Source organism: Streptomyces sp. NPDC048696 (genome assembly GCF_043198895.1).
Classification (GTDB): Bacteria; Actinomycetota; Actinomycetes; order Streptomycetales; family Streptomycetaceae; genus Streptomyces.
This window is the reverse complement of record NZ_JBICVJ010000007.1, coordinates 335,368-361,165: the sequence shown is the minus strand read 5'-3', so window position 1 is coordinate 361,165 and position 25,798 is coordinate 335,368. Positions and strand designations below refer to the sequence as shown.

Below are 25,798 nucleotides of genomic sequence, written 5' to 3'. Positions count from 1 at the left end.
CCACCGCCACCTCCACCGGCGCCTCCGCTTACACCGACACGGGCGCCTCTGCCGCCACCGGCACGGGCGCCTCTGCCGCCACCGGCACGGGCACCGCCAACTCCACCGGCGCTGCCCCCGGCATGGGCACCGCCAGCACGACCACCGCCACCCCCGCTTCCACCGGCACCGCCACCACCAACCACCCCCGCGTCCACCGCATCCCCCCTCCCCCGCCACTCCGACAAGGCCGCCTCCCGGTTCACCCCGCGCCTCCCACCGGCATCGGCGCACCCCGCGAGATGCCCGTTCTCAGTTCCAGGGCGAGCCCGATGTGGCCTTCGTCCGGGCGGTCCTTGCCGCAGAGGTCCGCGATGGTCCAGGCGACGCGCAGGACGCGGTCCAGGCCCCGGGCGGTGAGCAGGCCGCGTTCCAGGTCGCGTTCCGCCGCGGCCAGCGCCCCGGGGGCGGTCACCCAGCGGGTGCGCAGTTCGTGTCCGGGGACTTCGCTGTTGGTGGTCCAGGGGGTGCCCGCGAGCCGGGCTGTGGCCCGTTCGCGGGCGGCCTGGACGCGTTCGGCGACCACCGCCGTGGATTCGCCGCGCCCGCCCTGGGCGAGCAGGTCCTCGCGCCGGACCGGCTCGGCCTCGACGCGCAGGTCGACGCGGTCCAGGAGCGGTCCGGACAGCCGGGACTGGTAGCGGCGGATCATGGAGGGAGCGCATTCGCAGCCCGCTCCGTGCAGGGTGTGGCGTCCGCAGGGGCAGGGGTTGGCGGCGAGGATCATCAGGAAGCGGGCGGGCAGGCGCACCACCCCCGCGCTGCGGGCGACGATGACGTGACCGGCTTCCAGGGGCTGGCGCAGGGCGTCCAGGGCCTTGCCCGTGAACTCCGGTGCCTCGTCGAGGAACAGCACGCCCCGGTGGGCGAGGGAGACCGCTCCGGGCCGTGGCAGGCCGTTGCCTCCGCCGACCAGGGACTGCATGGTCGCCGAGTGGTGGGGCGCGCAGTAGGGCGCTTTGCGCACCAGGGGTTTGCCCGGCGGGAGGATGCCGGCGACCGAGTGGATCGCGGTGACTTCGAGGGATTCCTGGCGGGTGAGCGGCGGCAGGATGCCGGGCAGCCGTTCGGCGAGCATCGTTTTGCCCGCGCCGGGCGGTCCGTACAGCATCAGGTGGTGGCCGCCGGCCGCGGCGACTTCCAGGGCGGTGCGGGCGCCGTGCTGTCCGGCGACGTCGGAGAGGTCGGGCGGGCTGGTGTCGGCTTCGGCGGACAGGCCGGTGCCGACGCCCGCGCCTGGGACGACCAGGCCCGCGAGCATCGCGTCGGGTCTGCCCTCCTCGGCGGGTTCCTCCTCGGGCACGGGTTCGTCGGTGAGGACGGCGATGAGCTGGCGCAGGCTCCGTACGCCGAGGACGGAGATGCCGGGCACCAAGGACGCTTCGGCCGCTGTCTGTTCGGGCACGACGACCTGTTGGTATCCGGCTTCTGCGGCGGCGAGGACGGCGGGCAGGATGCCGCGCACGGGGCGCACCCGGCCGTCGAGTCCGAGCTCGCCGATCATCACCAGGTCGGCGAGCTCGCGGGGGTCGATGCGCTCGGCCGCGCCGAGGACCGCGCAGGCCACGGCGAGGTCGAAGCCGCTGCCGCCCTTGGGGACGGAGGCGGGGCTGAGGCCGACGGTGAGTTTCTTCTGGGGCCAGTCGGCACCGGAGTTGACGACTGCGGCTCTGACGCGGTCGCGGCTTTCGCTGAGGCTTTTGTCGGGCAGGCCGACGAGGGTGAAGGCGGCGACGCCCGGTTCGAGGTCGGCCTGGACTTCGACGACGACGCCTTCGACTCCGACGAGCGCGACGGAGCAGGTGCGGGCGAATCCCATTCAGGCCACCCCCCGCGCGTGCTCGGCTCGGGGTGCGCCGCGGTCGGGCAGCACGACGCCGACCAGGTCGATGCGGACGCCGCCGGGTGGCGGTCCGCCGTGGTCGGCGAGCCATCGCTCGGCCAGGTGTCTGAGCCGCTCGGCCTTGGCGGGGGTGACGGCCGCCATGGGGTGTTCGAACGCGCCGGCTCTGCGGGTCTTGACTTCGCAGACCACCAGCGCGTCACCGTCGCGGGCGACGATGTCGATCTCTCCGGCCCTGCCGCACCGCCAGTTGCGGGCGACCACGGTCATTCCGGCGTCGGTCAGCAGCCTGACGGCCAGGTCTTCGCCGTACTGTCCGAGTGCTCCTTGTGCGTTCATTTCGGCACCACCTCCGGTACCGACTGTCACGCACCCGCCGCCATCGAGTGGATCTTGGTGGACAACCCGGCCGTTGTGGATAACCCCGCCACCCGAACGAGTGGGATCAGCCGCCCGGAAGTTCGAGGTCGCTCTTGTTGAGCTCCTCGATGTTCACGTCCTTGAACGTAAGGACCCGCACCTGCTTGACGAACCTGGCCGGCCTGTACATGTCCCAGACCCAGGCATCCGCCATCGACACCTCGAAGAACACCTCACCCTGGACCGAGTGCACCTGCATCTCGTAGTCGTTGGTGAGGTAGAAACGCCGCTCGGTCTCGATCACGTATTTGAACAGACCGACGACGTCGCGGTACTCCCGGTAGAGCTTCAGCTCCATCTCGGTCTCGTACTTTTCGAGGTCCTCGGCGCTCATGGCATGTTCCCCTTCAGCCGTGCGGTCCCCCCATTGTGCGTCAGCGCCCCGGACCCCTAGACGATTTCCGGAGCCAGGACCACCGGCGTACGCGGAGGACCCTCGTCGAGCAGCGTGCGCAGCAGCTCGGCGAGCCTGGTCGGGTACACCGTCTCATGGGCCGCCGACAGTTCGGCGGAGGTCCACCACCTCAGCCCCTTGGTGCTGCGTCGTTCCAGCTCGGTGAGGCCGGTCGGCGCGGCCTCGGTCTGCGTCGTACGGGCCAGGTAGTACCACTCGTCCTGGTTCCAGCGGCGGCCGTCGAACGGGAACGAGCACATCCGGCGCCACAGCACCGGCCCGAGCTCCACATCCGTGATCCCGGTCTCCTCGGCCAGTTCGCGCAGGGCCGCCTCGGCACGGGTCTCGTCGCCCTCCAGACCGCCGCCCGGGGTGAACCACCAGGTGTCGGCCGGATTGTCCGGTTCGTAACCGTGCATCAGCAGAATACGGTCCTGCGGGTCGAGCAGGACGACCCGGGCGACCTTGCGGAGCTCCCCGGGCGGCTCCCCGGACGAAGCCGAGGCCGAAGCCGAGGCCGGGGCCGCGCGGTCCTCACTCCCCACCGGCGGGCACCTCCCGCCGGCTCCCGGCGCCGCGCCCGCCGAACCGGCGCGCCACCGGCCCGTACGCCGCTCCCAGGACGATCAGGACCACCCCGGCGACAATCGCGCCCACCACGAGCATCAGCGGGCCCGGCTGGGAGATGCCGCCCGGCAGGGCCTTGAAGCCCGTCGGACGCTTCAGCATGCCGTCCAGCGGCCAGGCGACGGCGTCCACGCGCGCGCTGACGGCGGAGCGCGGCACGGACCCGTTCGCCGCGTCCTCCAGGTGCACCCGGGAGTCCAGCGAGACATCGCGTTCGTCGCCGAGGAGGAAGAGCTGGTCCTTGGGAACGGTGGCGCTGAACTTGGTGGTGGAGGGGGCCGTGCCGTGCAGATACGGTTCGTCGATCGGCTGGCCGTTGACGGTCAGCTTGCCGCCCGCATCGCAGCACTTGACGGTGTCGCCGCCTATGCCGACGACCCGCTTGACCATGGGGACGTTGCCCCAGACCTTGTCCTTGAAGATCACCACATCGCCGCGCTTCACATCGCCGCCGTCGATGCGCTGCGCGAGCACGCGGTCGCCCGCCTTGACCGTCGGGTTCATGGACTGGGTGGGCACCGTGTACGGCTTGTACTCCACGGCTCCCCAGGCGAAGCCGCCCAGGAAGAGCACACAGCCGACGGCCACGGCCAGTCCCGACAGCAGATTGCCGAGACCGCGGCCGCGGCCGTCGCCCGTACGTCCTGTTCCGCTCATCCCAGTGCTCCTCCCCCGGCCGCCCGCGCCGCGCGCGGGTCCGGAGATCGACGATCTGGGACGGCACCCTACCTGTCGGTATCCCGCCGGGTCAGCCCTCTCGGCCGAGGTCGCCGCGGCCGATCGCGTCACTCGCGCGGGTGAGCCTGCGGCGGCGCCACAGCACCATCGGCACGGCACCGGCCAGTCCGGCCGCGACCGGCGCGCTCGACGCCATGCCGCTCAGGCCCTTCTGGTCGAAGGTGCCCGGGATGCCCAGCCAGTCGATGCGGTTGAGCGGCCAGGCGATGGTGAACGCGCGGCCCACGACCTCGTCGTCGGAGACGGTGCCGCCGCCGGGCAGCTCCTGGTGGTAGCGGGAGTCCAGCGAGTTCTGCCGGTGGTCGCCCATCACCCAGATCCGGCCCTTGGGGACCTTGATCGGGCCGAACGGCATGTCGTCGCAGGCGCTGTCGCCGGGGAAGATGTACGGCTCGTTCAGGGCATGGCCGTTGACCTTGACGGGGCCGCCCTTCTTGCACTCCACCGTGTCGCCGCCGGTCGCGATGACCCGCTTGATCAGGTCCTTCTCCTCGGCGGACGGCATCAGCCCGATGAAGCTGAGGAACTTCTGCACCACATTGGGCTCGGCCGGTTTCTGGTCCTCCAGCCAGCCGCCCGGGTCGTGGAAGACGACGACCTCGCCGCGCTTGGGCGTGGCGCCGAACCACGGCGTCAGCTTGTCCACGAGCACCCGGTCGCCGCGCTGCAGGGTGTCCTGCATCGAGTCGGAGGGGATCGAGAACGCCTGCACGAAGAACGTCTTGATCAGCAGGGCGAGGATCAGCGCGATGCCGATGAGCAGCGGCAGTTCCTTCCAGAAGGAACGCGGCTTCTTGGGGCTGCGCCCCTCGCCGCCGGCCGGCTCCCCGTCACCGCCCGGGCTGCCGCCCTCGATGCCTCCACCGCCGCTGTCGGCCTGAGCCTGCGCGGGAGAATCGGCGGGCCGGTCCGGCCGCTCCTCGGGCTCGTCGTGTCCGGATCGTGCGCCGACCGCCAAATCCCCCACATCCACTCCTCACTCCGTGCCACCGCCCGCGCCATGACAGACGCAGGCCCACCACTCCCATAACGAGCGGGAGTTCCGCAGGGCTCGGGGGCCGGATCGCTTCGTTCGATATCGGTTCGTTCGACATCGAATCGATTGACATGAATTCATGCGCTTTGTCGGGATCCGCAGCCGGATCCCGGGAGGACACCCTATGCGAAGCACCGAGCGCGGTGTCCGACCTGCCGGGCGCGTCCGGCACCGAGCCGAATGTCCCGGGTTCTTCCAGCCGCCGCCAGCGGTCGAACGGCCAGGCGATGACGACGGCCCGTCCGATGACCCCGTCCTCGGAGACCGTCCCGTGGTACGCCTCGTTGAGGTGGAAGCGGGAATCGGCCGAATTCGAGCGGTGGTCGCCCATCACGAAGAGCCTGCCCGGCGGCACTTTCACCTCGAACGGGATCGTCGAGGGCGGGTTGCCCGCCTGCACATAGGGCTCGTCCAGCGGTACGCCGTTGACGGTGACCTTGCCGCCCGCGTCGCAGCACTTGACCGTGTCCCCGCCGACGGCGATGACCCGTTTGATGAGGTCCTGTTCGTTGTCGGAGGGCAGCAGTCCGATGAACGTCAGGGCCTGCTTGACCTGTTTGACGACCACCGGGTCGCTGCCGCCGGTGGTCTTCTTCTCGGCCTTCAGCCACCCGCCGGGGTCCTTGAAGACCACCACGTCCCCGCGCTGCGGTTTCGAGCCGAACCAGGGCGTGAGCTTGTCGACCAGGACCCGGTCGCCGATGGTGATCGTGTCCTGCATCGAGCCGGACGGGATCACGAAGGCCTGCACGAGGAACGTCTTCAGTACGAGGGCGATCAGCAGCGCCACCCCGACGAGCAGGGGTATCTCCCGCACGGCGGACCTGCGTCGGCGCCGCTTCACCTTGCGGGCGAGCCTGCGCCGGTCGGCCCGGCCCTGCTGGGCCCGCCGACCCGGGGGGCGGCCGAAGTAGCCTCCGCCGGCCTCGGACGGCCTCGTCAACGGCTCGGCGGGCCCGGCCGGTTCGAAGCCGTCGGCTGCCGGGGCGGACGCTGGATCGAAGCGGTCGGCCGTCGGAACGGACCCTGTATCGAAGCCACCGGACGTCGGGGCAGGCCCTGGACCGAAGCCCTCGGCAGCCGGGGCGAGCCCCATGTCGTAGCCCTCAGCCGCAGGCGCCGCCTCGGAAACCGGCGGCGCGAGCCGTGACGTACTCCGTGTCCCCGTGGGCAGCGGCTCCTCGGCCGGCGGCGGGGCCGAGCGGGATGTCGAGCGGGCACCCGATCGCGGGCGCCCCCGGTTACCCATGGGCGCCGCCCGGCCCGCCCGGTGCGCCCACGCGCGCGAAGGCGCCGGAACCGGGGACCTCCGCCCAGCGGCCGACCGGCCAGCCGATCCAGTCGACGCGCCCCACCACGTGGTCGACCGGCACCATGCCACCGCCCGGTGAGCCCAGGTGGTCGCGGGAGTCGCTGGAGCGGGAGCGGTGGTCGCCCAGGACGAACAGGGTGCCGTCGGGCACCACGATGTCGAACGGCACCTGGGACGGGGTGTCGCCCGGGTACACATACGCCTCGGTCACCGGTGTCCCGTTCACCTGGAGCCTCCCGCCCTTGTCGCAGCACACGACCCGGTCGCCGCCGACGCCGACGACGCGCTTCACGTACACGTTCCCCTCGGACTCGCGAAGTCCCAGGGACGCAACCGCTGAACGAAGGGCCCGGCCCACCGGGTTCCCCTCCGGCGGCTCGTCCGTGAACGAGCCGCGGCCGTCGAAGACGACGACGTCACCGCGTACGGGATGGCCGCCGAAGCGGTAGGCCAGCTTGTTGACCAGCACCCGGTCGCCCACCTTCAGGGTGGGCTCCATGGATCCGCTGGGGATGACGAAGGGCTGGACGACGAAGTGGCTCAACAGGAGCAGGAAGAGCAGGCACAGCGCGAGCAGGGCCACGGCCTTGCGCCAGGGCCCTTCCAGGTAGCGGGCGAGGGCGGGAAAACGCGCGGAGCGCGACCCCCGCTCCGGCCCCGGCTGAGGGGTGGAGGGGAGGTCGCGCTCCGTGTGCTGTGCTTCGGTGTCCATCGGGGGCAGAGCCTATCCGCCCGTCCTGTGGACCCGTACGCGAGTGTGGTGAGCGGTGGCTCACCCCCGAGCCGGAGCTCAGTTGTCGCGCTTCTCCTTGATCTTCGCGGCCTTGCCGCGGAGCTCGCGCAGGTAGTACAGCTTCGCGCGGCGCACGTCACCGCGGGTGACGAGCTCGATCTTCTCGAAGATCGGGGAGTTCACCGGGAAGGTGCGCTCGACGCCGACGGAGAAGGAGACCTTGCGGACCGTGAAGGTCTCGGAGACGCCCGCGCCCTGGCGGCGGATGACGACGCCCTTGAACTGCTGGATACGGGAGCGGTTGCCCTCGATCACGCGGACGTGAACGTTGACGGTGTCACCGGGGCGGAAGGCCGGGACGTCGGTGCGCAGCGTGGCCGCGTTGACGGAGTCGAGCAGGTGAGACATGTTCTTCGTCTGCTTTCTTCGCACGACGCCACAGGTCGCCGGGCGGGTTTTCGTTGAGAGTTCGGGAGCTGTGCCACCCGGTGTGCGACGGTCCCCCTGTGGCAGGGGCGCAGTCGGGCGTACAGCAGCCGCCTATTCTTCCACGGCTGGGGGCCTGCGCCAAAATCGACCGTCCGCGGTGGGCTGCCACCCCATGATGCTCAGCGTCTCGCGGTCCTTCTTGTCGAAGGCGGACGCCTCGCACCGCTCGATCAGGTCGGGCCGGTTCTCGGCGGTGCGCCGGAACGCCTCGTCCCGCCGCCACCGGGCGATCTTGCCGTGGTGGCCGCTGAGCAGGACGTCCGGGATGCCCCGGCCGCGCCACTCGGGGGGCTTGGTGTAGACCGGCCCTTCCAGGAGGTTGGCCATGGCGCCGGGGGCGAAGGAGTCGTCGCGGTGGGACTCGGCGTTGCCGAGCACGCCGGGCAGCAGTCGCGCCACGGCCTCGGTGATCACCAGGACGGCGGCTTCCCCGCCCGCGAGGACGTAGTCGCCGATGGAGACCTCGTACACCGGCATCCGGGTCGCGTACTCGTCCATGACACGGCGGTCGATGCCCTCGTAGCGCGCGGGCGTGAAGATCAGCCACGGCTTGGTGGAGAGCTCGACGGCGAGTTCCTGGGTGAAGGGGCGGCCGCTGGGCGTGGGCACGACCATGACGGGGCCGTGCGCGCCCGCCTCGAAGCCGCTCGCGAGCGCGTCGTCGAGGCAGTCGCCCCACGGCTCGGTCTTCATGACCATGCCGGGGCCGCCGCCGTACGGGGTGTCGTCGACCGTGTTGTGCCGGTCGTGCGTCCACTGCCGCAGGTCGTGCACCTGGACGTCGAGCTGGCCACGCGCGCGTGCCTTGCCGACGAGGGAGACGTTCAGCGGTTCCAGGTACTCGGGGAAGATCGTGACGACGTCGAGCCGCATCAGGCGTCGTCCCCGCTGGAGTCCTTGGCGGAGGCCTTCTCGGAGGCCTCGGCCGCGGCCGCGGCCGCCTCCGCCTCGGCGTCCCGGGTGGAGACGATCTCCGCGCGGTCGTCGATGAGCCCGGGCGGCGGGGTGATGACGGCCCGCTGCTCGTCCAGGTCGATCTCGGTGACGATCTCGCCGACGAACGGGATCATGACCTCGGTGCCGTCGGGGCGCTCCACGATGAACAGGTCCTGGGACGGCAGGTGCGAGATCTCGGTGATCCGGCCGACCTCGGTGCCGTCGGCGAGGACCACGTCGAGGTCGATGAGCTGGTGGTCGTAGTACTCGTCGTCCTCTTCAGGGCGCTCGTCCGGGTCGACGTCGGCGATGAGCAGCGTGTTGCGCAGCGCCTCGGCGGCGGTGCGGTCGTGCACGCCCGCGAAACGCAGCAGCAGACGGCCGCTGTGGACGCGGCCCGTCTCGATGGTGAGCGGCCCGGTGGACGCCGGGTCCGTGGCCAGTACGGCGCCGGGCGCGAGCCGCAGCTCCGGCTCGTCGGTGCGCACCTCGACGGTGACCTCGCCCTTGATGCCGTGGGCGCGGCCGACCCGCGCGACTACCAGCTGCACGTCGTTCAACTCTCCTGTCGGTGCCCTGCGGCATGTGCTCTACAGACGACTGCGGGCCGGGGCTGGCCGAAGCCCTCCCCGGCCCGAGCCGGCGCATCAAAATGAAACGACCAGATTTTTCAGTGGACCTGGTCCACGTCGACGAGGTCGACGCGGATGCCACGGCCACCGAGCGCCCCCACGACGGTCCGCAGAGCGCGGGCGGTGCGGCCGTTGCGGCCGATCACCTTGCCGAGGTCGTCGGGGTGGACCCGGACCTCCAGCACGCGCCCGCGGCGCAGGTTGCGCGAGGCGACCTGCACGTCGTCGGGGTTGTCGACGATGCCCTTCACGAGGTGCTCAAGAGCCTCCTCGAGCATGCTCAGGCCTCGGTCGACTCGGCGGCGTCGGCCGGAGCCTCGTCCGCCTTCTTGTCAGCCTTCTTGGCCTTGGGGGTGATGGCCTCACCCTTGGCGTCGTCGCCCTCAAGGGACTTGGCGAACTCGTCGAAGGAGCGGCGCTTGCTCTCCTTCGTCTCCGGCTGCAGCAGCGGCGCGGGGGCCGGCAGGCCCTTGTGCTTCTGCCAGTCGCCGGTGAGCTTCAGGATGGCGAGGACCGGCTCGGTCGGCTGGGCGCCGACGGACAGCCAGTACTGGGCGCGCTCCGAGTCGACCTCGATGCGCGACGGGTTGTACGTCGGGTGGTACAGACCGATTTCCTCGATCGCGCGGCCATCGCGGCGGGTGCGCGAGTCGGCGATGACGATGCGGTAGTGCGGCTGGCGAATCTTGCCGAGGCGCTTGAGCTTGATCTTGACTGCCACTGGAGTGGTGTCTCCTGGTCTTGACGTGGTGGGGCACAACGGGATGCCACGTGGGGTTGCGGTACTCAAAGTGCCCGATGGACGCGTCAGCCGGAGGCGAGAGGGTTCCTGTGCGGCTGTCGAGTACAGCTAGTCATTGTGCCACATGCCGGCGCCGGGCACGCCGGGGGTCCGTGGGGCACCCCCGGGCGGCCGACCGGCGGCTCACCGTCGGCCGGCGGGCCCGCGCCGCCCCCGCCCGGCGACGGGTCCGTCCCCGGCGGGATCCAGCGGGCAGGCTCCGGCTCAGCTCGCCGCCGCCACGACCTCGGGAATGCGGAACGGCTTGCCGCAGCCGCCGCAGACGATCGGCGCCTGGGCGAGCACGGACGGGACGACGCGCACGTTGCGGCCGCAGTCGCAGACCGCCTTGACGCGGACGCCGCCGCCGGAGGAGCCGTGCCGGGCGGCCGGGCCTCTGAAGGAGCGCTTGGTGTCGGCGGCCGTGGCGACGGTGTGGGCCTTCAGGGCGCGCTGGAGCCGTTCGATGGTCGGCCGGTAGCGGCGCCGCGCCTCGGGGTTCAGCGCGACCAGCGAGAATCCGCTGCTGGGATGCGGCTCCTCGGGGTGGTCGAGGCCCAACTCCTCGGCGATGGCCAGGAATCTGCGGTTGTGGTAGCGGCCGGCCCGGGATGTGTCGCGGACACCCCGGGCGGCGGCAATGCCGTGGACTGCTTCGTGAAGCAGTCGCTCGAAGGAGAGCTCGGCGCCGCAGGCGGACGACGACTCTCCGATCAGGGACTCGGGCGCGGCAAGGTCCGGCAGCTCGGGGTGGTACCGCTGAATGTCGGCCCACGCCTGCGCCAGCTCTGCGGCGAGAACAGGTGGTGTCGTGCTCACGTCGTGACAACGAGCCGGAGTGCCCCGGTGTTCCTATTCCGGGGCATCCCAAATAATTTGCACGTACCCGTCAGTTGCCGTTGATGCGTCCGGACGAGGGCGGGTGCGCTGAACTGCGGAGAAGCCTCACAGCTCACACCAAGGTAGTACGTAGCGGCGCGTACGCCCCGGCGCGTAGATGATGTCCACGCGCCGGGATTACGGGAACCGGCCGTTGCGCAAGGGGCGTTTTCGGCCGACCGGGACTGGCCAGCGAGGCCTCAGTAGGCGCGCGCGACGATCGCGACGGTACCGGGTGCGTCGTCGGCGTCGGGGACCGACCCGTCCTCGGCGACCAGACACCGTACGGACACCGCCTGCTCGGCCAGCTTGGCCTCGCCCTCGGCGCCGAGCGTCGCCCACGGGATGCGCGCCCAGCCACCGGAGACCGCGGCCTCGGCGGCCTCCTCGATGGTCGATACGTCACTCGTACGGGACTCGCGGCGCTCGCGGGACTCGCGCAGCAGCTGCGCCTGGTCCTCTTCGAGGACGGTGGGCAGCAGCTCGGCGAGCGCGTCGATGGAGACGGGCTCCTTGCCGCCCGGGATGCGGCGGGCCAGCATCGCGGTACCGGCCTCCAGGTCGCGCGGGCCGATCTCGACGCGTACGGGCACGCCCTTGAGCTCCCAGTCCACCGCACGGCGGCCGAACGGGGTGTCCACGCGGTCGTCGACCTGGACGCGGATGCCCGCGGCCTTCAGCCGGTCGCCGAGCTCGCGGACCTTGGCCACGGCCTCGTCGCCCTTGATGGCCATGACGACGACCTGGACGGAGGCGAGCCGCGGCGGCACGCGCAGACCGTTGTCGTCGCCGTGCGACATGATCAGACCGCCGACCATCCGGGTGGAGACACCCCAGGAGGTCTGCCAGACGAGCTCCTGCTTGCCGTCCTTGGACAGGTACTGGGTGTTGAAGGCCTTGGCGAAGTTGGTGCCCAGCTCATGGCTGGTGCCCAGCTGCAGGGCCTTGCCGTCGCCCATCATGCCTTCGAGCGTGAGCGTGTTGATGGCTCCGGCGAACCGCTCCTTGGGCGTCTTGCGGCCGAGGACCACGTCGATGCCCAGGACGTTGATCATGAAGTCCGCGTACACGTCCTGGTGGATGCGGGCGGCGTAGTCGCGCGCGTCCTCGTAGCTGGCGTGCGCGGTGTGGCCCTCCTGCCAGAGGAACTCACTCGTACGGAGGAAGACGCGCGGCCGCATCTCCCAACGGACCACGTTGGCCCACTGGTTGATGAGCAGCGGCAGGTCCCGGTAGCTCTGCACCCACTTGGAGAAGTATTCGTTGATGATCGTCTCGGAGGTGGGACGCACCACGACGGGCTCTTCGAGCTCCTTGCCGCCACCGTGCGTGACCACCGCGAGCTCGGGCGCGAAGCCCTCGACGTGCTCCGCCTCGCGAGTCAGGTAAGACTGGGGGATGAAGAGCGGGAAGTACGCGTTCTGGGCGCCGGCGTCCTTGATGCGTGCGTCCATCTCCTGCTGCATCCGCTCCCACAGGCCGTAGCCGTACGGTCGGATCACCATGGTGCCGCGCACCGGACCGTTGTCCGCGAGCTCGGCCTTGTTGATCAGATCCTGGTACCAGCGGGGGAAGTCTTCCGCCTGGGGCGTGAGAACGGGTGCCTTTGCCATGGCGCGAATGGTACGGGCCCGGCGGCCCCGAACGTGAATCGCCCTCCCTCTGGACGCGGTGGCGGATGCGGAGTTCCCTGGCATACGGGGGGAGTGCGACCGCACGTGTACGGGGGCTGTCATTCAGTGCACGGCTGACCTCTTCTGCGGATTGGGGCGCTTTCCATGACACCTGTGCTCGTCCGGCACCAGTCCTTGGCGGCCTCCGCCCCGCCCGCGCGGGCGTGCGCCCGCGCCCGGGACTGGGCCGAGATCCAGGAACGGATGCTGGTACCGCTCTACGAAGCGGTGTACGAGCGGCTGGAGGTGGGACCCGCCACCCGGCTGCTGGGCCTGGGCTGCGGCTCCGGGCTCGCCCTGTTGATCGCGGCCTCGCGCGGCGCGCGCGTGACGGGCGTCGACAGCCGCCCGGAGCGCCTGGCGCTGGCCCGTGAACGGCTGCTCCCGGACGGCGTGTGGGGCGGCGGGCGTGACGGCGGCGCCACCCGGCTGGTGGAGGGCGACCCGGCCGCGGCAGGGCCCGACGGGGGCCCGTACCACCTGGTGACCGCCTTCGAGCCGGTCGGCTGCACGGCGGGCGACTCCGACGGCCTGGCCCCGGCGCTGGCGGCCGCGGTGCCGCTGGCGGAGCGCGGCGGCGTCGTGGTGCTCACCGGCTGGGGCCCGCCGGAGCGGTGCGCCACCTCCGGTGTGCTGCGGATCGCCTCCCGGCTCACCGACGCTCCCCGCTGGCGGCCGAGCCTGCGCGACGACCTGGAGGACGTGGCGTCCCGGGCCGGTCTGCTGCCCGACGGTTCGGGGCGGGTGGCCTGCCCGTTCGGCTACGCGGACATGGACAGCGCGGTGCGCGGGCTGCTGGCGACGGGCCTGTTCGACGCGGCCGAGCGGGCGACGGACCACGCCCAGGTGGTCAAGGAGCTCACCGAGGCGCTCCACCCGTATCTGCGCCGGGACGCCACGGTGTGGATGCCGAACATATTCCGCTACTTGATCGCGCGTACGCCGTAGAGCGGGCTACGGAACGTTTCTTCAGCCCCCCTGTTCAGCCCCCTTGTTCAGCTCTCCGTGTTCAGCTCTCCGTCTTGGCCAGGCGCGGGATGCCCGCCGCCCGATAGGCGGCCTCCTCCTCCAGGGTCTCGTTCTGGAGCAGCGCCTCGGCGAGCGCGTCGAGGCGGGCGCGGTTGTCGCGCAGCAGACGGCAGGCCTCGGCGTAGCACTCGTCGACGATGCGGCGCATCTCGCCGTCGATGTTGTCCAGCGTCTGCGGGGCGGCCGAGAGCCCGTACGCCTGCTGGGCGTCGCTCGGCAGGGCGGTCAGCGGGCCGATCTTCTTGCTCATGCCCCAGCGGGCGACCATGCCGCGCGCGAGGTTGGTGACCTGTTCGAGGTCGTTCTCGGCGCCGGTCGTGATGACGTCGAAGACGACGTGCTCGGCGGCCATCCCGCCGAGCGCGCCGATGATGCGGCCGCGCAGATAGTCCTCGGTGTACGCGTACTTGTCGGCGTCGGGCGTGGAGAGCGTCACGCCCAGCGCCCTCCCCCGGGGCACGATGGTGATCTTGCGGACGGGGTCGGCGCCGGGCTGGAGCATCCCGAGCAGGGCGTGGCCGCTCTCGTGGTACGCGGTGCGCCGGCGCTCCTCCTGCGGCATCACCAGCGGCCGCACCGCGCCGAGCTGCACCTTCTCCAGCGCGTCGGAGAGGTCCGAATGGGTGACCTCGCTCTGGCGGCGTTTGACGGCGAGCAGGGCCGCCTCGTTGGCCAGGTTGGCGAGTTCGGCGCCGGTCATCCCGGGGGTGGTGCGGGCCAGCTGGGCGAGGTCGACGTCCGGGGCCATCGGGATCTCCCGGGTGTGGATCTTCAGGATCGACTCGCGGCCGCCCCGGTCCGGCGGGCTGACCTGCACGATCCGGTCGAATCTGCCGGGCCGGGTGAGCGCGGGGTCCAGTACGTCGGCCCGGTTGGTGGCGGCGATGACCACGACGCCCTCGGACCCGGAGAACCCGTCCATCTCGGTGAGGATCTGATTGAGGGTCTGCTCGCGCTCGTCGTGCCCGCCCATCCCGGCGCCGCCGCCACGCGCGCGTCCGATGGTGTCGATCTCGTCGATGAAGATGATCGCGGGGGCCACCTTGCGCGCCTCGGCGAAGAGTTCCCGTACGCGCGACGCGCCCACGCCCACGATCATCTCGATGAACTCCGAGGCCGACGCCGAGAAGAACGGCACCCCCGCCTCCCCCGCCACAGCCCGGGCCAGCAATGTCTTGCCGGTGCCGGGCGGGCCCGCGAGCAGTACACCGCCAGGCATCTTGGCGCCCATCCGCCGGTAGGCGTCGGGGTTCTTGAGGAAGTCCACGACGTCGTTGAGCTCGCCCTCCACCTCGTCGATGCCCGCCACGTCCTCGAACGTGGTCCGCTTGCCCTCGGTCAGCTCGACGGGCCTGGGCGGCGCCTTGCGCCCCAGCATCCCGCCGCCGAGCCCCGCGCTCATCCGGCGGGCGATGAACAGCCACAGCACGACGAGCAGCAGCATCGGGGCGAGCGAGATCAGCAGGTTGGAAAGAAAACTGCGGTGCTCGACGACGGGCTGGGCGGTCACCGTGACCTGCTGCTTGGTCAGCTGCGCCCACAGGTCGTCGTCGGCGAAGGTCGGCCGCTGGGTGGTGAACTTCGTGTACTTGCCACCGCCGCCCGGCTGGTTCTGCGCGCTCTTCAGCTGCCCCTGGATCGCGTCGCCCTTGGCGTAGATCTTCTCGACGTTCCCGGCCGCGACCTGCTTGCTGAACTCGGTGTACGACAGGGTCGGCTCATTGCCCTCGTCGAAGAAGGACAGGATGAGATTGGTGATCAGGTAGACGACGAGAGCGGTGAGGATCAGGCTGCCCCAGCCCCCGGGCATCTTGCGCTTCGGCGGAGGCGGCGGGGGCGCGCCCTCCGAGCGCCACGGCTGGTCGGTGCGATCTCGCGGGGGTACGGGAGTGGGCACGCTGCTCTCCTTGGGCCAGTACGGCCAGTATCGAAGAGCGCGGCGGCGGGGGCATTCCCGGCTGGGCCGATGGGGCCGGTGCGGGGGCGGGGGCGGGCAGGCGAAAGGGCCCGCGGCCGGGTGGCTCGCGGGCCCTTCTCGTCAACGCGCTGGGCGCCGCCTGCTGACGTACGTAGTACGTAGCGGGAGCGTCAGCCCATGAACTTCTTGAAGGCGTCGGGCAGTTCGAAGTCCTCGGGGGCCTGGGCGGCGGACGGGAGGCCCAGGGCGCCCTGCTCGCGGCGTGCGGCGGCGGCCTCCTCCTCGGCCTTGCGCTTCATCGGGTTGCCGCTCTTGCGCTTGCCCTTGGCCTGCTTGACCTGCTTCTTCTGCCGGCCGGGACCACCACCCATGCCGGGCATCCCCGGCATACCGGGCATGCCGCCGCCCTGGGCCATCCGCGACATCATCTTGCGGGCCTCGAAGAACCGCTCGACCAGGTTCTTGACCGCGCTGACCTCGACGCCGGAGCCCTTGGCGATACGGGCGCGGCGCGAGCCGTTGATGACGGTGGGGTCCTGGCGCTCGCCCGGGGTCATCGACTTGATGATCGCGGCGGTGCGGTCCACGTCGCGCTCGTCGATGTTGTTGATCTGGTCCTTGATCTGCCCCATGCCGGGCAGCATCCCGAGCAGCTTGGAGATGGAGCCCATCTTGCGGACCTGCTCCATCTGCGCCAGGAAGTCGTCGAGCGTGAAGTCCTGGCCCTTCTTCGACGCCAGCTTGGAGGCCATCTTCTCGGCCTCTTCTTGGCTGAACGTCTTCTCCGCCTGCTCGATCAGGGTGAGCAGGTCACCCATGTCGAGGATGCGGGACGCCATGCGGTCCGGGTGGAACGCGTCGAAGTCGTCGAGCTTCTCGCCGTTGGAGGCGAACATGATCTGCTTGCCGGTGACGTGGGCGATGGAGAGCGCCGCACCGCCCCGGGCGTCGCCGTCGAGCTTCGAGAGGACCACGCCGTCGAAGCCGACGCCGTCGCGGAAGGCCTCGGCGGTGTTGACCGCGTCCTGGCCGATCATCGCGTCGACGACGAACAGGATCTCGTCGGGCTTGACGGCGTCGCGGATGTCCGCGGCCTGCTGCATCATCTCCTGGTCGATGCCGAGGCGGCCGGCGGTGTCGACCACGACCACGTCGTACTGCTTCGACCGGGCGAACTCGATGGAGTCCTGGGCGACCTTGACCGGGTCGCCGACGCCGTTGCCGGGCTCCGGCGCGTAGACGGCGACACCGGCGCGCTCGGCGACGACGCTCAGCTGGTTGACGGCGTTGGGGCGCTGGAGGTCACAGGCGACGAGCAGCGGCGAGTGCCCCTGGCCCTTGAGCCACTGGCCGAGCTTTCCGGCCAGGGTGGTCTTACCGGCACCCTGGAGACCCGCCAGCATGATGACCGTCGGGGCGGTCTTGGCGAACCGCAGGCGACGGGTCTCGCCACCGAGGATGGTGACAAGCTCCTCGTTGACGATCTTGAGGACCTGCTGGCCCGGGTTCAGGGCCTTGGAGACCTCGCTCCCGAGGGCGCGCTCCTTGACGTTCTTGATGAACGCGCGGACCACGGGGAGCGCCACGTCGGCTTCGAGCAGCGCGATACGGATCTCGCGCGCCGTGGCGTCGATGTCCGCCTCGGACAGGCGGCCCTTGCCCCGGAGGTTCTTGAATGTCGCGCTGAGGCGGTCGGAGAGGGTATCGAACACGGTGGTCGCGGATCCTCGGCTCGTAGGGCGGTCGGGTGACGCCCCCCAGGGTATCCCGGCGGGAGTTTTCCCCACCCCGCCCCTTCCCGGCTGTGACATACGCGGCTCCGCCGGGGGTCCGGGCGGGCGCCCGGGTGGTGGGCGAGCGGTTTACGGGGCGGGGGCCAGGGCGCGTTCCACGAGTCGCGCCACCTCCCCCGCGACCTCCGGCGACAGCGGCGCACCCGCCACGTCCGTCACATAGAACGCGTCCACCGCGTTCGCCCCGAGCGTCGACACACGCGCGCTGCGCACCCGTACCGCCGCCGTCTCCAGCGCCCGCCCGATGCGGTGCAGCAGACCCGGCGCGTCCTGGGCGCGGACCTCGATCACCGTGGCCAGCCGGGACGCCGCCGGGTCGACGGTGACGCGGGGCGGCGGTGCCGCCGGGCCCCGGCGGCGGGCCGCCTCGCGCTCGGCGAGGCGGGCGGGAACGTCCAGGGAGCCGTCGAGCGCCCGCACCAGATCCGCGCGCAGGCGGGCCGCCTGCGGCAGCGAGCCGTACTCCGCCGCCACCCGCCAGTCCAGGAGCAGGATCTCGCCGCCCACCGGGTCCGGGAGTTCGATCGCGCGCAGCTCCGCGGCCCGCACGGTGAGGCGGTGCATGGCCAGCACGCCCGCCGCCGCCGGGAGCACCCCCGGCTGGTCCGGGACCGCGATCAGCAGCTCGACGCCCAGCGGCTCGCGCGACTCCTCCTCGCCCGGGCCGTCCGGCTGGGCGCTCAGGGCCAGCACCGGGCCGCCTGTGCGGTAGGCCTCGACGGCCAGGCGCTCCTGCTCGGCCGTGGTCGCCGGGGCCTCCCGTTCCACCGGCTCCCCCGCGAGCACCGCGCCCGCCCGCTTCACCAGGTCGGCCACGAGCGAGCCCCGCCACGACGACCAGGCGGCGGGGCCGGTCGCCAGCGCGTCCGCCTCGGTGAGCGCGTGCAGCAGCTCCAAGGTGGCGGTGGTGCCGACCGCCTCGGCGACCATCCGTACCGTCGCGGGATCGTCCAGATCGCGCCGGGTCGCCGTCTCCACGAGAAGGAGGTGATGGCGTACGAGGGTGGCGACGACGGCCACGTCGTCCTTGTCGAAGCCGATCCTGGCGGCCACCTCGCGCGCGACGGCCTCGCCGGCCACGCTGTGGTCGCCGGGCCGGCCCTTGCCGATGTCGTGGAGCAGGGCGGCCACCAGGAGCAGGTCGGGGCGGCCCACCCGGCGGGTCAGCGAGGAGGCGCGCACGGCCGTCTCCACCAGGTGGCGGTCGACGGTGAAGGTGTGCACGGCGTTGCGCTGCGGGCGGCAGCGCACCCACTCCCAGTCGGGCAGCAGCCGGGTGATGAGCCCTTCGGCCTCCAGCGCCTCCCACACGGGCACGGTGGACTCGCCCGCGCCCAGCAGCGTGACCAGCTCCTCGCGGGCCTCGGCGGGCCACGGCACGGGCAGCGGCCGCGGCGCGGCGGCGAGGCGGCGTACCGCGTGCGGCGAGATCGGCAGACCGGCCCGGGCGGCGGCCGCGGCGGCCCGCAGCGGCAGCACCGGGTCGCGTTCGGGTTTGGCGGCGAGCGCGAGCACGGCCTCGCCGTCCTGCTCGACGACGCCTTCGGCGAGCGGGGTGCGCACGGGCGCGGCCGTTCTGCCGCCGCCGAGCAGCCCGCGCAGCCGGGGCCGCGCGGAGCGGGCCCGCAGGACCCGGCCGACCTCGCGCCAGGTGACGTCACCGGCGTACGCGATGGTCCGCGCGGCCTCGTAGACCTGACGCAGCAGCACGTCCGCGTCCGGCAGGCCGAGTGCGGCGGCGACGGCGTCCTGTTCCTGGAGGGCGAGGCGGTCGGTGGCGCGGCCGGTGGCCAGGTGCAGCGCGTCGCGGACGTCCAGCAGGCGCCGGCGGGCCTCGTCGAGTCCTTCGCGGGGCGCGTCGGCGAGCCAGGACGCGGCGACGGCGCGCAGGGCGGTGGCGTCGCGCAGCCCGCCGCGCGCCTCCTTGAGGTCGGGTTCGAGCAGGAACTGCAACTCGCCCTGGCGCTCGGCCCGTTCGCGGCACATCTCGTCGAGTTCGGGGAGCCGCTTGGTGGCCTGGTTGCGCCAGTCGGCGAGTACGGCGCCGCGCAGAGCGGCGGTGAGGGCCGCGTCGCCCGCGAGGTGGCGGGCGTCCAGGAGGCCGAGGTGCGCCTTGAGGTCGGCGCCCGCCGTCCTGCGGGCCTCGGCGGGGGTGCGGACCGAGTGGTCGAGGGCGAGGCCCAGGTCCCACACGGGGTACCAGAGGCGGTCGGCGAGCGCGGAGACGGCGCCCGCGCCCGCGCTGCCGTCGTGCAGCAGCACCAGGTCGAGGTCGCTGCGGGGGGAGAGTTCACCGCGTCCGTAGCCGCCGACGGCGACCAGCGCCGCGCCCCGCACACCGGCGGCCTCGGCCGCGCCCGCGAAGAGCGTGGCCAGCCAGTCGTCGGTGAGCCGGGCGAGGGCGGCACGGCGCGGCGGCCCGGACCGCCCCTCCCCCTGGGCCGACTGGTGCAGGAGGCGCAGCCGGGCCGCCGCGTAGCCGCCGGTGCCGGAGTCTTCTGTCTCTGTGCTGACTTCCACGCTCGTCACCCGGCAGCTCCTGTCCGTACCGACTAAGGCCAACTCTTGAGGCGGGCTCAGAGGGCGTCGGGGCCGCGTTCGCCGGTGCGCACGCGTACGGCCGTCTCGACCGGCACGCTCCACACCTTGCCGTCCCCGATCTTCCCGGTCCGGGCCGCCTTGACCACGACGTCGATCAGCTGCTCGGCGTCGTCGTCCTCGACCAGGACCTCTATCCGGATCTTGGGGACCAGGTCGACGGTGTACTCGGCGCCGCGGTAGACCTCGGTGTGGCCGCGCTGGCGCCCGTATCCGCTGGCCTCGGTGACCGTGAGGCCCTGGACTCCGAAGGCCTGGAGGGCTTCCTTGATCTCGTCCAGGCGGTGCGGCTTGACGACCGCGGTGATGAGCTTCATGCGTCCACCTTCTTGTTCTGCGCCGCCGCTTCGCTCGGGGCCGGGGCGGCCGTGCGGGCGACGGTACCGCCGCCGGCGCCGCTGAAGTCGTACGCCGTCTCGGCGTGCTCGACCTGGTCGATGCCCGAGACCTCGTCGTCCTCGCTGACCCGCATCCCGATCGTCTTGTCGAGGGCGAAGGCGAGGACCGCCGAGACCACCAGCGAGTAGCCGAGGACCGCGCCGACGCCGATGGCCTGCTTGCCGAGCTGGTCCAGGCCGCCGCCGTAGAACAGGCCCTTGGCGTCGGACTGTACGCCGCCGGTGGCGAAGAGGCCGATGAGCAGCGAGCCGGCGATGCCGCCGACCATGTGGACGCCGACGACGTCGAGGGAGTCGTCGTAGCCGAAGCGGTACTTGAGGCCGACGGCCATGGCGCACAGCACACCCGCGATGGCGCCGACCGCGATCGCGCCGAGGGGGCTGACGCAGCCGCCGGAGGGGGTGATGGCGACGAGGCCCGCGACCGCGCCGGAGGCGGCGCCGAGGGTGGTGAAGGTGCCGTGGCGCAGCTTCTCGTAGAGCAGCCAGGCGAGCATGGCGGCGGCGGTGGCGACCTGGGTGTTGACGAACATCACCGCGCCGACGCCGTCGTCGTTGCCGAGCCAGGATCCGGCGTTGAAGCCGAACCAGCCGAACCACAGCAGGCCCGCGCCGAGCATGACCAGCGGCAGGCTGTGCGGACGCATCGGGTCCTTCTTGAAGCCGACGCGCTTGCCGATGACGAGGATCACGCCGAGGGCCGCGGCGCCCGCGTTGATGTGGACGGCGGTGCCGCCGGCGAAGTCGATGACGCCCTTCTTGAAGAGCCAGCCGTCCGAGGCCCACACCCAGTGCGCGACCGGGAAGTAGACGACCGTGACCCACAGGGTGATGAACAGGGCCCAGGCGCTGAACTTGACGCGGTCGGCCAGGGCGCCGCTTATCAGCGCCGGGGTGATCACCGCGAACATCAGCTGGAAGACGGCGAAGACGTAGATCGGGATGGTGTAGCCGGGCCAGAGCTGGACGAGGCCGATGCCCCTGAGCCCGAAGTAGTCCTTGCTCCAGCCGATGAAGCCGTTGGACTCACCGAAGGTGAGGCTGAAGCCGTAGAGCACCCACAGGATCGTGACGATGCCGAGGCTGATGAAACTCATCATCAGCATGTTGAGCGTGCTCTTGACGCGGACCATGCCTCCGTAGAAGAAGGCCAGGCCGGGGGTCATGATCATCACCAGCGCTGAGCAGATCAGCATGAACCCGGTGTTGGCGCTGGACAGCTGCGGAGTGGCGGCTGCGAGCGTGATGCCTGGGGGCATCGGCGTCTCCTCGTCGTCGGTACGGCGGCCCGTGCGGGGCGAACGAGTGGGGCAAAACAGTGGGCCGGTTATGCGCCATGAGGTTGGCGCAGCGCCGTTTCGGCGAATGCCGCACGATGTTTCGCGTCCGTGACGAAGAGGTCGGACGTGTTACGCACACATGAACCGCCGGATCAGTGTCCGGTGCAGCGGTTACCCTCCGCGTACCCGCGAACGGGTGACCGGCCGCGACGTCTCCCGGTTGACCTGGCGTGAGGGAGCCGAGTCGGGCTGTACGGGGCGGGCGCCGCGGCCGGCGTCCTTGTATGCCGGCCGGGGAGCGGCCGGGGGCGTCAGACCGCCTCGGCGGTCTCGGGCAGTTCCTTGCCGAGCAGATCGGTGAAGTCGACGACTTCGGCGACGTCGCCGAACTCGCGCAGCGCGGTGTCGACGGTCTTGCGCAGCCGGGTGTTGACCCGCTCGGAGCGGACCGTCTTGGCGATCTTCAGTGCCTCCCCGGCCAGCACCGTGGACTGCTCGGGCTCGCGCTTCAGGAGGTGGACGGTGGCCATGCCGATCAGGTTCAGCGCGTACGAACGCTGGTGGACGTCGTCCTTGCCGAAGAGCATGACGGCCTTCTCCATCACGGGCTCGGCGAGCGAGGCGTACGTGGGGCTGCGCCCGGCCACATAGGCGAGGTCGCGGAAGGAGTGCGCGTTCTCCCCGTTGAGCTCGGCCTCGGAGAAGAACTGGATCCAGTCGGGCTCGGGCTCGCCGTCGAGCCCGGCGTCGCCGAAGGCGTCCTCGGACATCCTGACGGCCCGCTTGCACTTGCTGGGCTGGCCCATGTTCGCGTACGCGCGCGCCTCCATCGCATACAGCATCGCCTGGGTGCGGGGGGTGGCGCAGTCCCGGCTGCCGTACTGGGCGAGGTGGATGAGTTCCAGGGCGTCGTCGGGGCGGCCCAGATGGATCATCTGGCGGCTCATCGAGGAGAGGATGTACGAGCCGAGTGGCTTGTCGCCGCACTCCTTGGCGGCGTGCAGGGCGAGGACGAAGTACTTCTGGGCGGTGGGCTGCAGGCCCACGTCGTAGCTCATCCACCCGGCCAGTTCCGCCAGTTCGGCCGCTACACGGAAGAGGCGTTTGGCGGTGGCGTCGGGCTGCGGCTCCTGGAGGAGGTCGGTGACCTCGTGGAGCTGGCCGACGACGGCCTTGCGGCGCAGTCCCCCGCCGCACTGCGCGTCCCACTGGCGGAACATCTCGGTGGTGGTCTCCAGGAGGTCGAGCTCCGGTTTGGAGAGCCGGGAGGGGCGCCGGGCGTTGGCGGGGGTCTCGGCGAGGATGCGCTCGTTGCCGGGCGAGGGCACCAGCCAGCGCTGCATGGGCTCGATCAGGGCGGGGCCGGCGGACAGGACCAGCGAGGTCCCGAGGAAGCCGCGCCGGGCCAGCATGAGGTCGCTGCGCGAGTACTCGCTGAGCAGGCTGACGGTCTGGGGGGCGGCCCAGGGCAGATCGACGCCGGAGACGGACGGGGACTGGTGGGCGGTGCGCAGGCCGAGGTCCTCGACCGCCACGACGCTGCCGAACCGCTCGGAGAACAGCTCGGAGAGGATGCGCGGGATCGGCTCGCGCGGCATCTCGCCGTCGAGCCAGCGGCGCACCCGGGAGGTGTCCGTGCTGATGTGGTGCGCGCCGAGCTGGCGCGCCCGCCGGTTGACCTGCCGAGCGAGCTCGCCCTTCGACCAGCCGCTCCGTACGAACCACGAACTCAGCTGCTCGTTGGGGCGCTTCCCGGCGCTCGTACCGCTAGCCCCACTGCCGACCACTGGAACGCCCCCATTCTGCTGAAGCCTTGTGCTTTTTCCGCGCGAACCGCTATCAGAATGCCGCTAGTCGGGGCTTCCTGTCCGCCGGACCCGAGCCCTCGGACGGGAATGCGCCTTGCCGTTGGCATACCCACGAGTGCGCGTGCCTACAGGGTCCATGCACTGAAAGTAATCCTACGATCACTGCTCCCGCGAGGGCGATTGCAGAAACGCCACCATTCGCCACCCCTTCGAATGAACTCCCCTGGCGCTGCGCGCGATTCACTTGACACAGGCCGAAACGGAGTTGATGGAACGGTGCACGCCGGGGCGCGCGGGCCGGTTCGCACCACCCTTCCCTCCGCCGCAAGCCGCCGGGTATGCAGTGCGTAACGAGGGAACTCCGGGTCGTAACCACCGTCGAGTCAGATCCGTTGGAGGGGGCATGGGCTTCACGATCGGCGGCAGCCGGGGGATCCGCGAAATCCGGCCCGGCCCGCGGCGCCGCGGCCGCGCGACCGAGGTCACCGCGGTGGCCGAGTACACGGGACTGTGGGGCTGGGACGTGGCCCCGGGGGCCCGGGAGCTGTCCGGCGAGTGCTCCTGCGGCGCCCCGGCCTGCCCGGAGCCGGGCGCCCACCCGCTGGGCTTCGCCCCGGAGATCCCGGCGGGCGCGACACTGGACGAGGTCGGCAAGGCGTGGGCCGAGTGCCCGGGGGCGACGGTGCTGCTGCCGGTGGGGCGCACCTTCGACATCCTGGACGTGGCCGCCCCGGCGGGGCGGCGCGCGCTGGTGCGCCTGGAGCGGATGGGGCTGCCGCTGGGCCCGGTCTCCACCACCCCGGCGGGCCGTACGCACTTTTTCGTCGCCCCGGGAGCGGCGGCCCAACTGCCGCGCCTGCTCTACCGGATGGGCTGGGACGACGCCGACCTGGACCTGGTCTGCCCGGGGCCGGGAGCGTACGTCCCGGCGCCCCCGTCGGCCGAGGTGCGCTGGCTGCGCCCGCCGTCCCTGGACACCGCGATCCGCCCCCCGGAGGCCCGCCTGCTGCTCGGCACCCTGGCGTACATCTGCCACCGGGCCCCGTCCTGACACGACAGTCGGGCCCCGTCCTGACACGACAATGCCCGTCCCCCTCTACACGAGGGGAACGGGCACGTGTTCGCACGCGTACGCGTTACGTACGTAACGCCTAGTCTCCGATGAGCGCGTCCACGAACGCCCCCGGCTCGAACGGCGCGAGGTCGTCCGCGCCCTCGCCGAGGCCGATGAGCTTGACCGGGACGCCCAGTTCGCGCTGGACGGCGATGACGATGCCGCCCTTGGCGGTGCCGTCGAGCTTGGTGAGCACGATGCCGGTGATGTCGACGACCTCGGCGAACACCCGGGCCTGGACCAGACCGTTCTGACCGGTGGTGGCGTCGAGGACCAGCAGGATCTCGTCCAGCGGGCCGTGCTTCTCCACGACGCGCTTGACCTTGCCGAGCTCGTCCATGAGCCCGGTCTTGGTGTGCAGCCGGCCCGCCGTGTCGATGAGGACGACGTCCGCGTTCTCGGCGATGCCCTCCTTGACCGCGTCGAACGCGATCGACGCCGGGTCGCCGCCCTCGGGGCCGCGCACGGTGCGGGCGCCGACGCGCTCGCCCCAGGTCTGGAGCTGGTCGGCGGCGGCCGCACGGAAGGTGTCCGCGGCGCCCAGGACGACCGACTTGCCGTCGGCGACGAGCACGCGCGCGAGCTTGCCGGTGGTGGTGGTCTTGCCGGTGCCGTTGACACCGACGACCATCACGACGCCGGGGCTCTCCAGGCCGCCCTCGGTCTTCACCGCGCGGTCGAAGTCCGGGCCGAGGAGCGCGATCAGCTCCTCGCGCAGCAGGGCGCGCAGCTCGGCCGGGGTGCGGGTGCCGAGCACGCGCACGCGCTCGCGCAGCCGCTCGACCAGCTCCTGGGTCGGGGCGACGCCGACGTCGGCGGTGAGGAGGGTGTCCTCGATCTCCTCCCAGGTGTCCTCGTCGAGGTTGTCCCGGGACAGGAGCGTGAGCAGCCCCTTGCCCAGCGAGTTCTGCGAGCGGGCGAGCCGGGCGCGCAGCCGCACGAGGCGGCCGGCCGTCGGCTCGGGCACCTCGACCTCGGGAGCCGCGAGCGCCTCGGCGGGCGTTTCCTCGACCACGACGGGGCTCGCCGGGGCCTCGGGGAGGGCGACCTCCTCGATGGTGCGGCGCTGCTCCTCGGCGGTCTCCGCGGCTTCTTCGCCGACATGGGGCTCGGCGGGCGGGGCAGTGATGGTCGGCGTGGACGACGGGGCCGAGGGCGGCAGCTGCTTCTTCTTGCGGCTGCTGACCACGAGCCCGCTGATCGCGCCGACCGCGACCAGGGCGATGACTACGGCAAGGATGACGAATTCCATAACCTCCCCAGTATCAGTCATGGGCCGCCGACGGGCCCCGCTCGTGTCTTCCGCTGAAGATCAAAGGGAATTATGG

At 71.6% G+C, this 25,798-nt stretch carries 25 protein-coding genes; 2 read left to right on the top strand and 23 right to left on the bottom strand.

Annotated features, from left to right (window positions below):
- Positions 1-28: 28 nt before the first annotated feature.
- The 16 genes from ACGFRG_RS17885 to proS all read right to left on the bottom strand — a co-directional run bounded on the left by ACGFRG_RS17885 (position 29) and on the right by proS (position 12,472).
- A complete protein-coding gene (locus ACGFRG_RS17885; RefSeq protein ID WP_393264843.1) occupies positions 29-202 on the bottom strand; it encodes a hypothetical protein in 174 nt (57 codons plus the stop codon).
- A gap of 39 nt (positions 203-241) precedes the next feature.
- A complete protein-coding gene (locus ACGFRG_RS17880) occupies positions 242-1,858 on the bottom strand; it encodes a YifB family Mg chelatase-like AAA ATPase (protein WP_361420247.1) in 1,617 nt (538 codons plus the stop codon).
- Positions 1,859-2,221 carry a YraN family protein gene (locus ACGFRG_RS17875; protein WP_393264840.1) on the bottom strand — a complete coding sequence of 121 codons (363 nt, stop codon included), beginning with the start codon at positions 2,219-2,221 and terminating at the stop codon, positions 1,859-1,861.
- A 106-nt stretch (positions 2,222-2,327) separates the two neighbouring features.
- Entirely contained in the window at positions 2,328-2,636 is a 309-nt protein-coding gene (locus ACGFRG_RS17870; RefSeq protein WP_003965949.1) for a DUF2469 domain-containing protein, read from the bottom strand.
- A 56-nt stretch (positions 2,637-2,692) separates the two neighbouring features.
- Positions 2,693-3,241: an NUDIX hydrolase gene (locus ACGFRG_RS17865; protein ID WP_393264838.1), complete on the bottom strand. Its 549-nt coding sequence runs from the start codon at positions 3,239-3,241 to the stop codon at positions 2,693-2,695.
- On the bottom strand, positions 3,231-3,980 hold the full coding sequence (gene lepB, locus ACGFRG_RS17860; RefSeq protein ID WP_393264836.1) for a signal peptidase I: 750 nt from the start codon (positions 3,978-3,980) through the stop codon (positions 3,231-3,233). The genes ACGFRG_RS17865 and lepB (ACGFRG_RS17860) overlap by 11 nt, the downstream gene beginning before the upstream one ends.
- A gap of 91 nt (positions 3,981-4,071) precedes the next feature.
- Positions 4,072-4,788, bottom strand: a complete 717-nt coding sequence (lepB, locus tag ACGFRG_RS17855) for a signal peptidase I (protein WP_393264929.1) — start codon at positions 4,786-4,788, stop codon at positions 4,072-4,074.
- Between the two features lie 103 nt (positions 4,789-4,891).
- The gene (lepB, locus tag ACGFRG_RS17850) at positions 4,892-6,040 is read right to left on the bottom strand and encodes a signal peptidase I (RefSeq protein WP_393264834.1); all 1,149 of its coding nucleotides are present in this window, start codon (positions 6,038-6,040) and stop codon (positions 4,892-4,894) included.
- 298 nt (positions 6,041-6,338) lie between these two features.
- Complete coding sequence (gene lepB, locus ACGFRG_RS17845) at positions 6,339-7,121, bottom strand: signal peptidase I (RefSeq protein ID WP_393264831.1); 783 nt, start codon at positions 7,119-7,121, stop codon at positions 6,339-6,341.
- Positions 7,122-7,199: 78 nt separating this feature from the next.
- Positions 7,200-7,550, bottom strand: coding sequence for a 50S ribosomal protein L19 (gene rplS / locus ACGFRG_RS17840; RefSeq protein WP_361420262.1), 351 nt, complete (start codon positions 7,548-7,550; stop codon positions 7,200-7,202).
- Between the two features lie 132 nt (positions 7,551-7,682).
- Positions 7,683-8,504, bottom strand: a complete 822-nt coding sequence (gene trmD / locus ACGFRG_RS17835) for a tRNA (guanosine(37)-N1)-methyltransferase TrmD (protein WP_393264828.1) — start codon at positions 8,502-8,504, stop codon at positions 7,683-7,685.
- Positions 8,504-9,118, bottom strand: a complete 615-nt coding sequence (rimM, locus tag ACGFRG_RS17830) for a ribosome maturation factor RimM (RefSeq protein ID WP_393264825.1) — start codon at positions 9,116-9,118, stop codon at positions 8,504-8,506. The genes trmD and rimM overlap by 1 nt, the downstream gene beginning before the upstream one ends.
- A gap of 119 nt (positions 9,119-9,237) precedes the next feature.
- A complete protein-coding gene (locus tag ACGFRG_RS17825) occupies positions 9,238-9,477 on the bottom strand; it encodes an RNA-binding protein (RefSeq protein WP_361420271.1) in 240 nt (79 codons plus the stop codon).
- Positions 9,478-9,479: 2 nt separating this feature from the next.
- Positions 9,480-9,920 carry a 30S ribosomal protein S16 gene (rpsP, locus tag ACGFRG_RS17820; RefSeq protein WP_361420273.1) on the bottom strand — a complete coding sequence of 147 codons (441 nt, stop codon included), beginning with the start codon at positions 9,918-9,920 and terminating at the stop codon, positions 9,480-9,482.
- Positions 9,921-10,205: 285 nt separating this feature from the next.
- Entirely contained in the window at positions 10,206-10,799 is a 594-nt protein-coding gene (locus ACGFRG_RS17815; protein ID WP_101390352.1) for a hypothetical protein, read from the bottom strand.
- A gap of 260 nt (positions 10,800-11,059) precedes the next feature.
- A complete protein-coding gene (gene proS / locus ACGFRG_RS17810; protein WP_361420276.1) occupies positions 11,060-12,472 on the bottom strand; it encodes a proline--tRNA ligase in 1,413 nt (470 codons plus the stop codon).
- A gap of 165 nt (positions 12,473-12,637) precedes the next feature.
- On the opposite strand from proS, the gene ACGFRG_RS17805 reads away from it, so the two are divergent.
- Positions 12,638-13,480 (top strand): methyltransferase domain-containing protein, encoded by an 843-nt coding sequence (locus tag ACGFRG_RS17805; RefSeq protein ID WP_393264820.1) that lies wholly within the window; start codon positions 12,638-12,640, stop codon positions 13,478-13,480.
- Between the two features lie 61 nt (positions 13,481-13,541).
- On the opposite strand, the gene ftsH is transcribed toward ACGFRG_RS17805, so the two are convergent.
- The 6 genes from ftsH to ACGFRG_RS17775 form a co-directional block, all read right to left on the bottom strand.
- The gene (gene ftsH, locus ACGFRG_RS17800; protein ID WP_393264818.1) at positions 13,542-15,458 is read right to left on the bottom strand and encodes an ATP-dependent zinc metalloprotease FtsH; all 1,917 of its coding nucleotides are present in this window, start codon (positions 15,456-15,458) and stop codon (positions 13,542-13,544) included.
- A 191-nt stretch (positions 15,459-15,649) separates the two neighbouring features.
- Positions 15,650-17,191: a signal recognition particle protein gene (ffh, locus tag ACGFRG_RS17795; protein ID WP_361420285.1), complete on the bottom strand. Its 1,542-nt coding sequence runs from the start codon at positions 17,189-17,191 to the stop codon at positions 15,650-15,652.
- Between the two features lie 150 nt (positions 17,192-17,341).
- Positions 17,342-19,801 carry a [protein-PII] uridylyltransferase gene (locus ACGFRG_RS17790; protein ID WP_393264815.1) on the bottom strand — a complete coding sequence of 820 codons (2,460 nt, stop codon included), beginning with the start codon at positions 19,799-19,801 and terminating at the stop codon, positions 17,342-17,344.
- Positions 19,802-19,848: 47 nt separating this feature from the next.
- Positions 19,849-20,187 carry a P-II family nitrogen regulator gene (locus ACGFRG_RS17785; RefSeq protein WP_101390346.1) on the bottom strand — a complete coding sequence of 113 codons (339 nt, stop codon included), beginning with the start codon at positions 20,185-20,187 and terminating at the stop codon, positions 19,849-19,851.
- Positions 20,184-21,527, bottom strand: coding sequence for an ammonium transporter (locus ACGFRG_RS17780; RefSeq protein WP_361420292.1), 1,344 nt, complete (start codon positions 21,525-21,527; stop codon positions 20,184-20,186). Before ACGFRG_RS17780 ends, ACGFRG_RS17785 begins: the two co-directional genes overlap by 4 nt.
- 332 nt (positions 21,528-21,859) lie before the next feature.
- Complete coding sequence (locus ACGFRG_RS17775) at positions 21,860-23,335, bottom strand: hypothetical protein (protein ID WP_361420295.1); 1,476 nt, start codon at positions 23,333-23,335, stop codon at positions 21,860-21,862.
- A 424-nt stretch (positions 23,336-23,759) separates the two neighbouring features.
- Between ACGFRG_RS17775 and ACGFRG_RS17770 the strand changes: the two genes are divergently transcribed.
- Positions 23,760-24,407: a bifunctional DNA primase/polymerase gene (locus ACGFRG_RS17770; RefSeq protein ID WP_361420298.1), complete on the top strand. Its 648-nt coding sequence runs from the start codon at positions 23,760-23,762 to the stop codon at positions 24,405-24,407.
- Between the two features lie 100 nt (positions 24,408-24,507).
- On the opposite strand, the gene ftsY is transcribed toward ACGFRG_RS17770, so the two are convergent.
- The gene (gene ftsY, locus ACGFRG_RS17765; RefSeq protein WP_393264811.1) at positions 24,508-25,722 is read right to left on the bottom strand and encodes a signal recognition particle-docking protein FtsY; all 1,215 of its coding nucleotides are present in this window, start codon (positions 25,720-25,722) and stop codon (positions 24,508-24,510) included.
- Between the last annotated feature and the right edge of the window lie 76 nt (positions 25,723-25,798).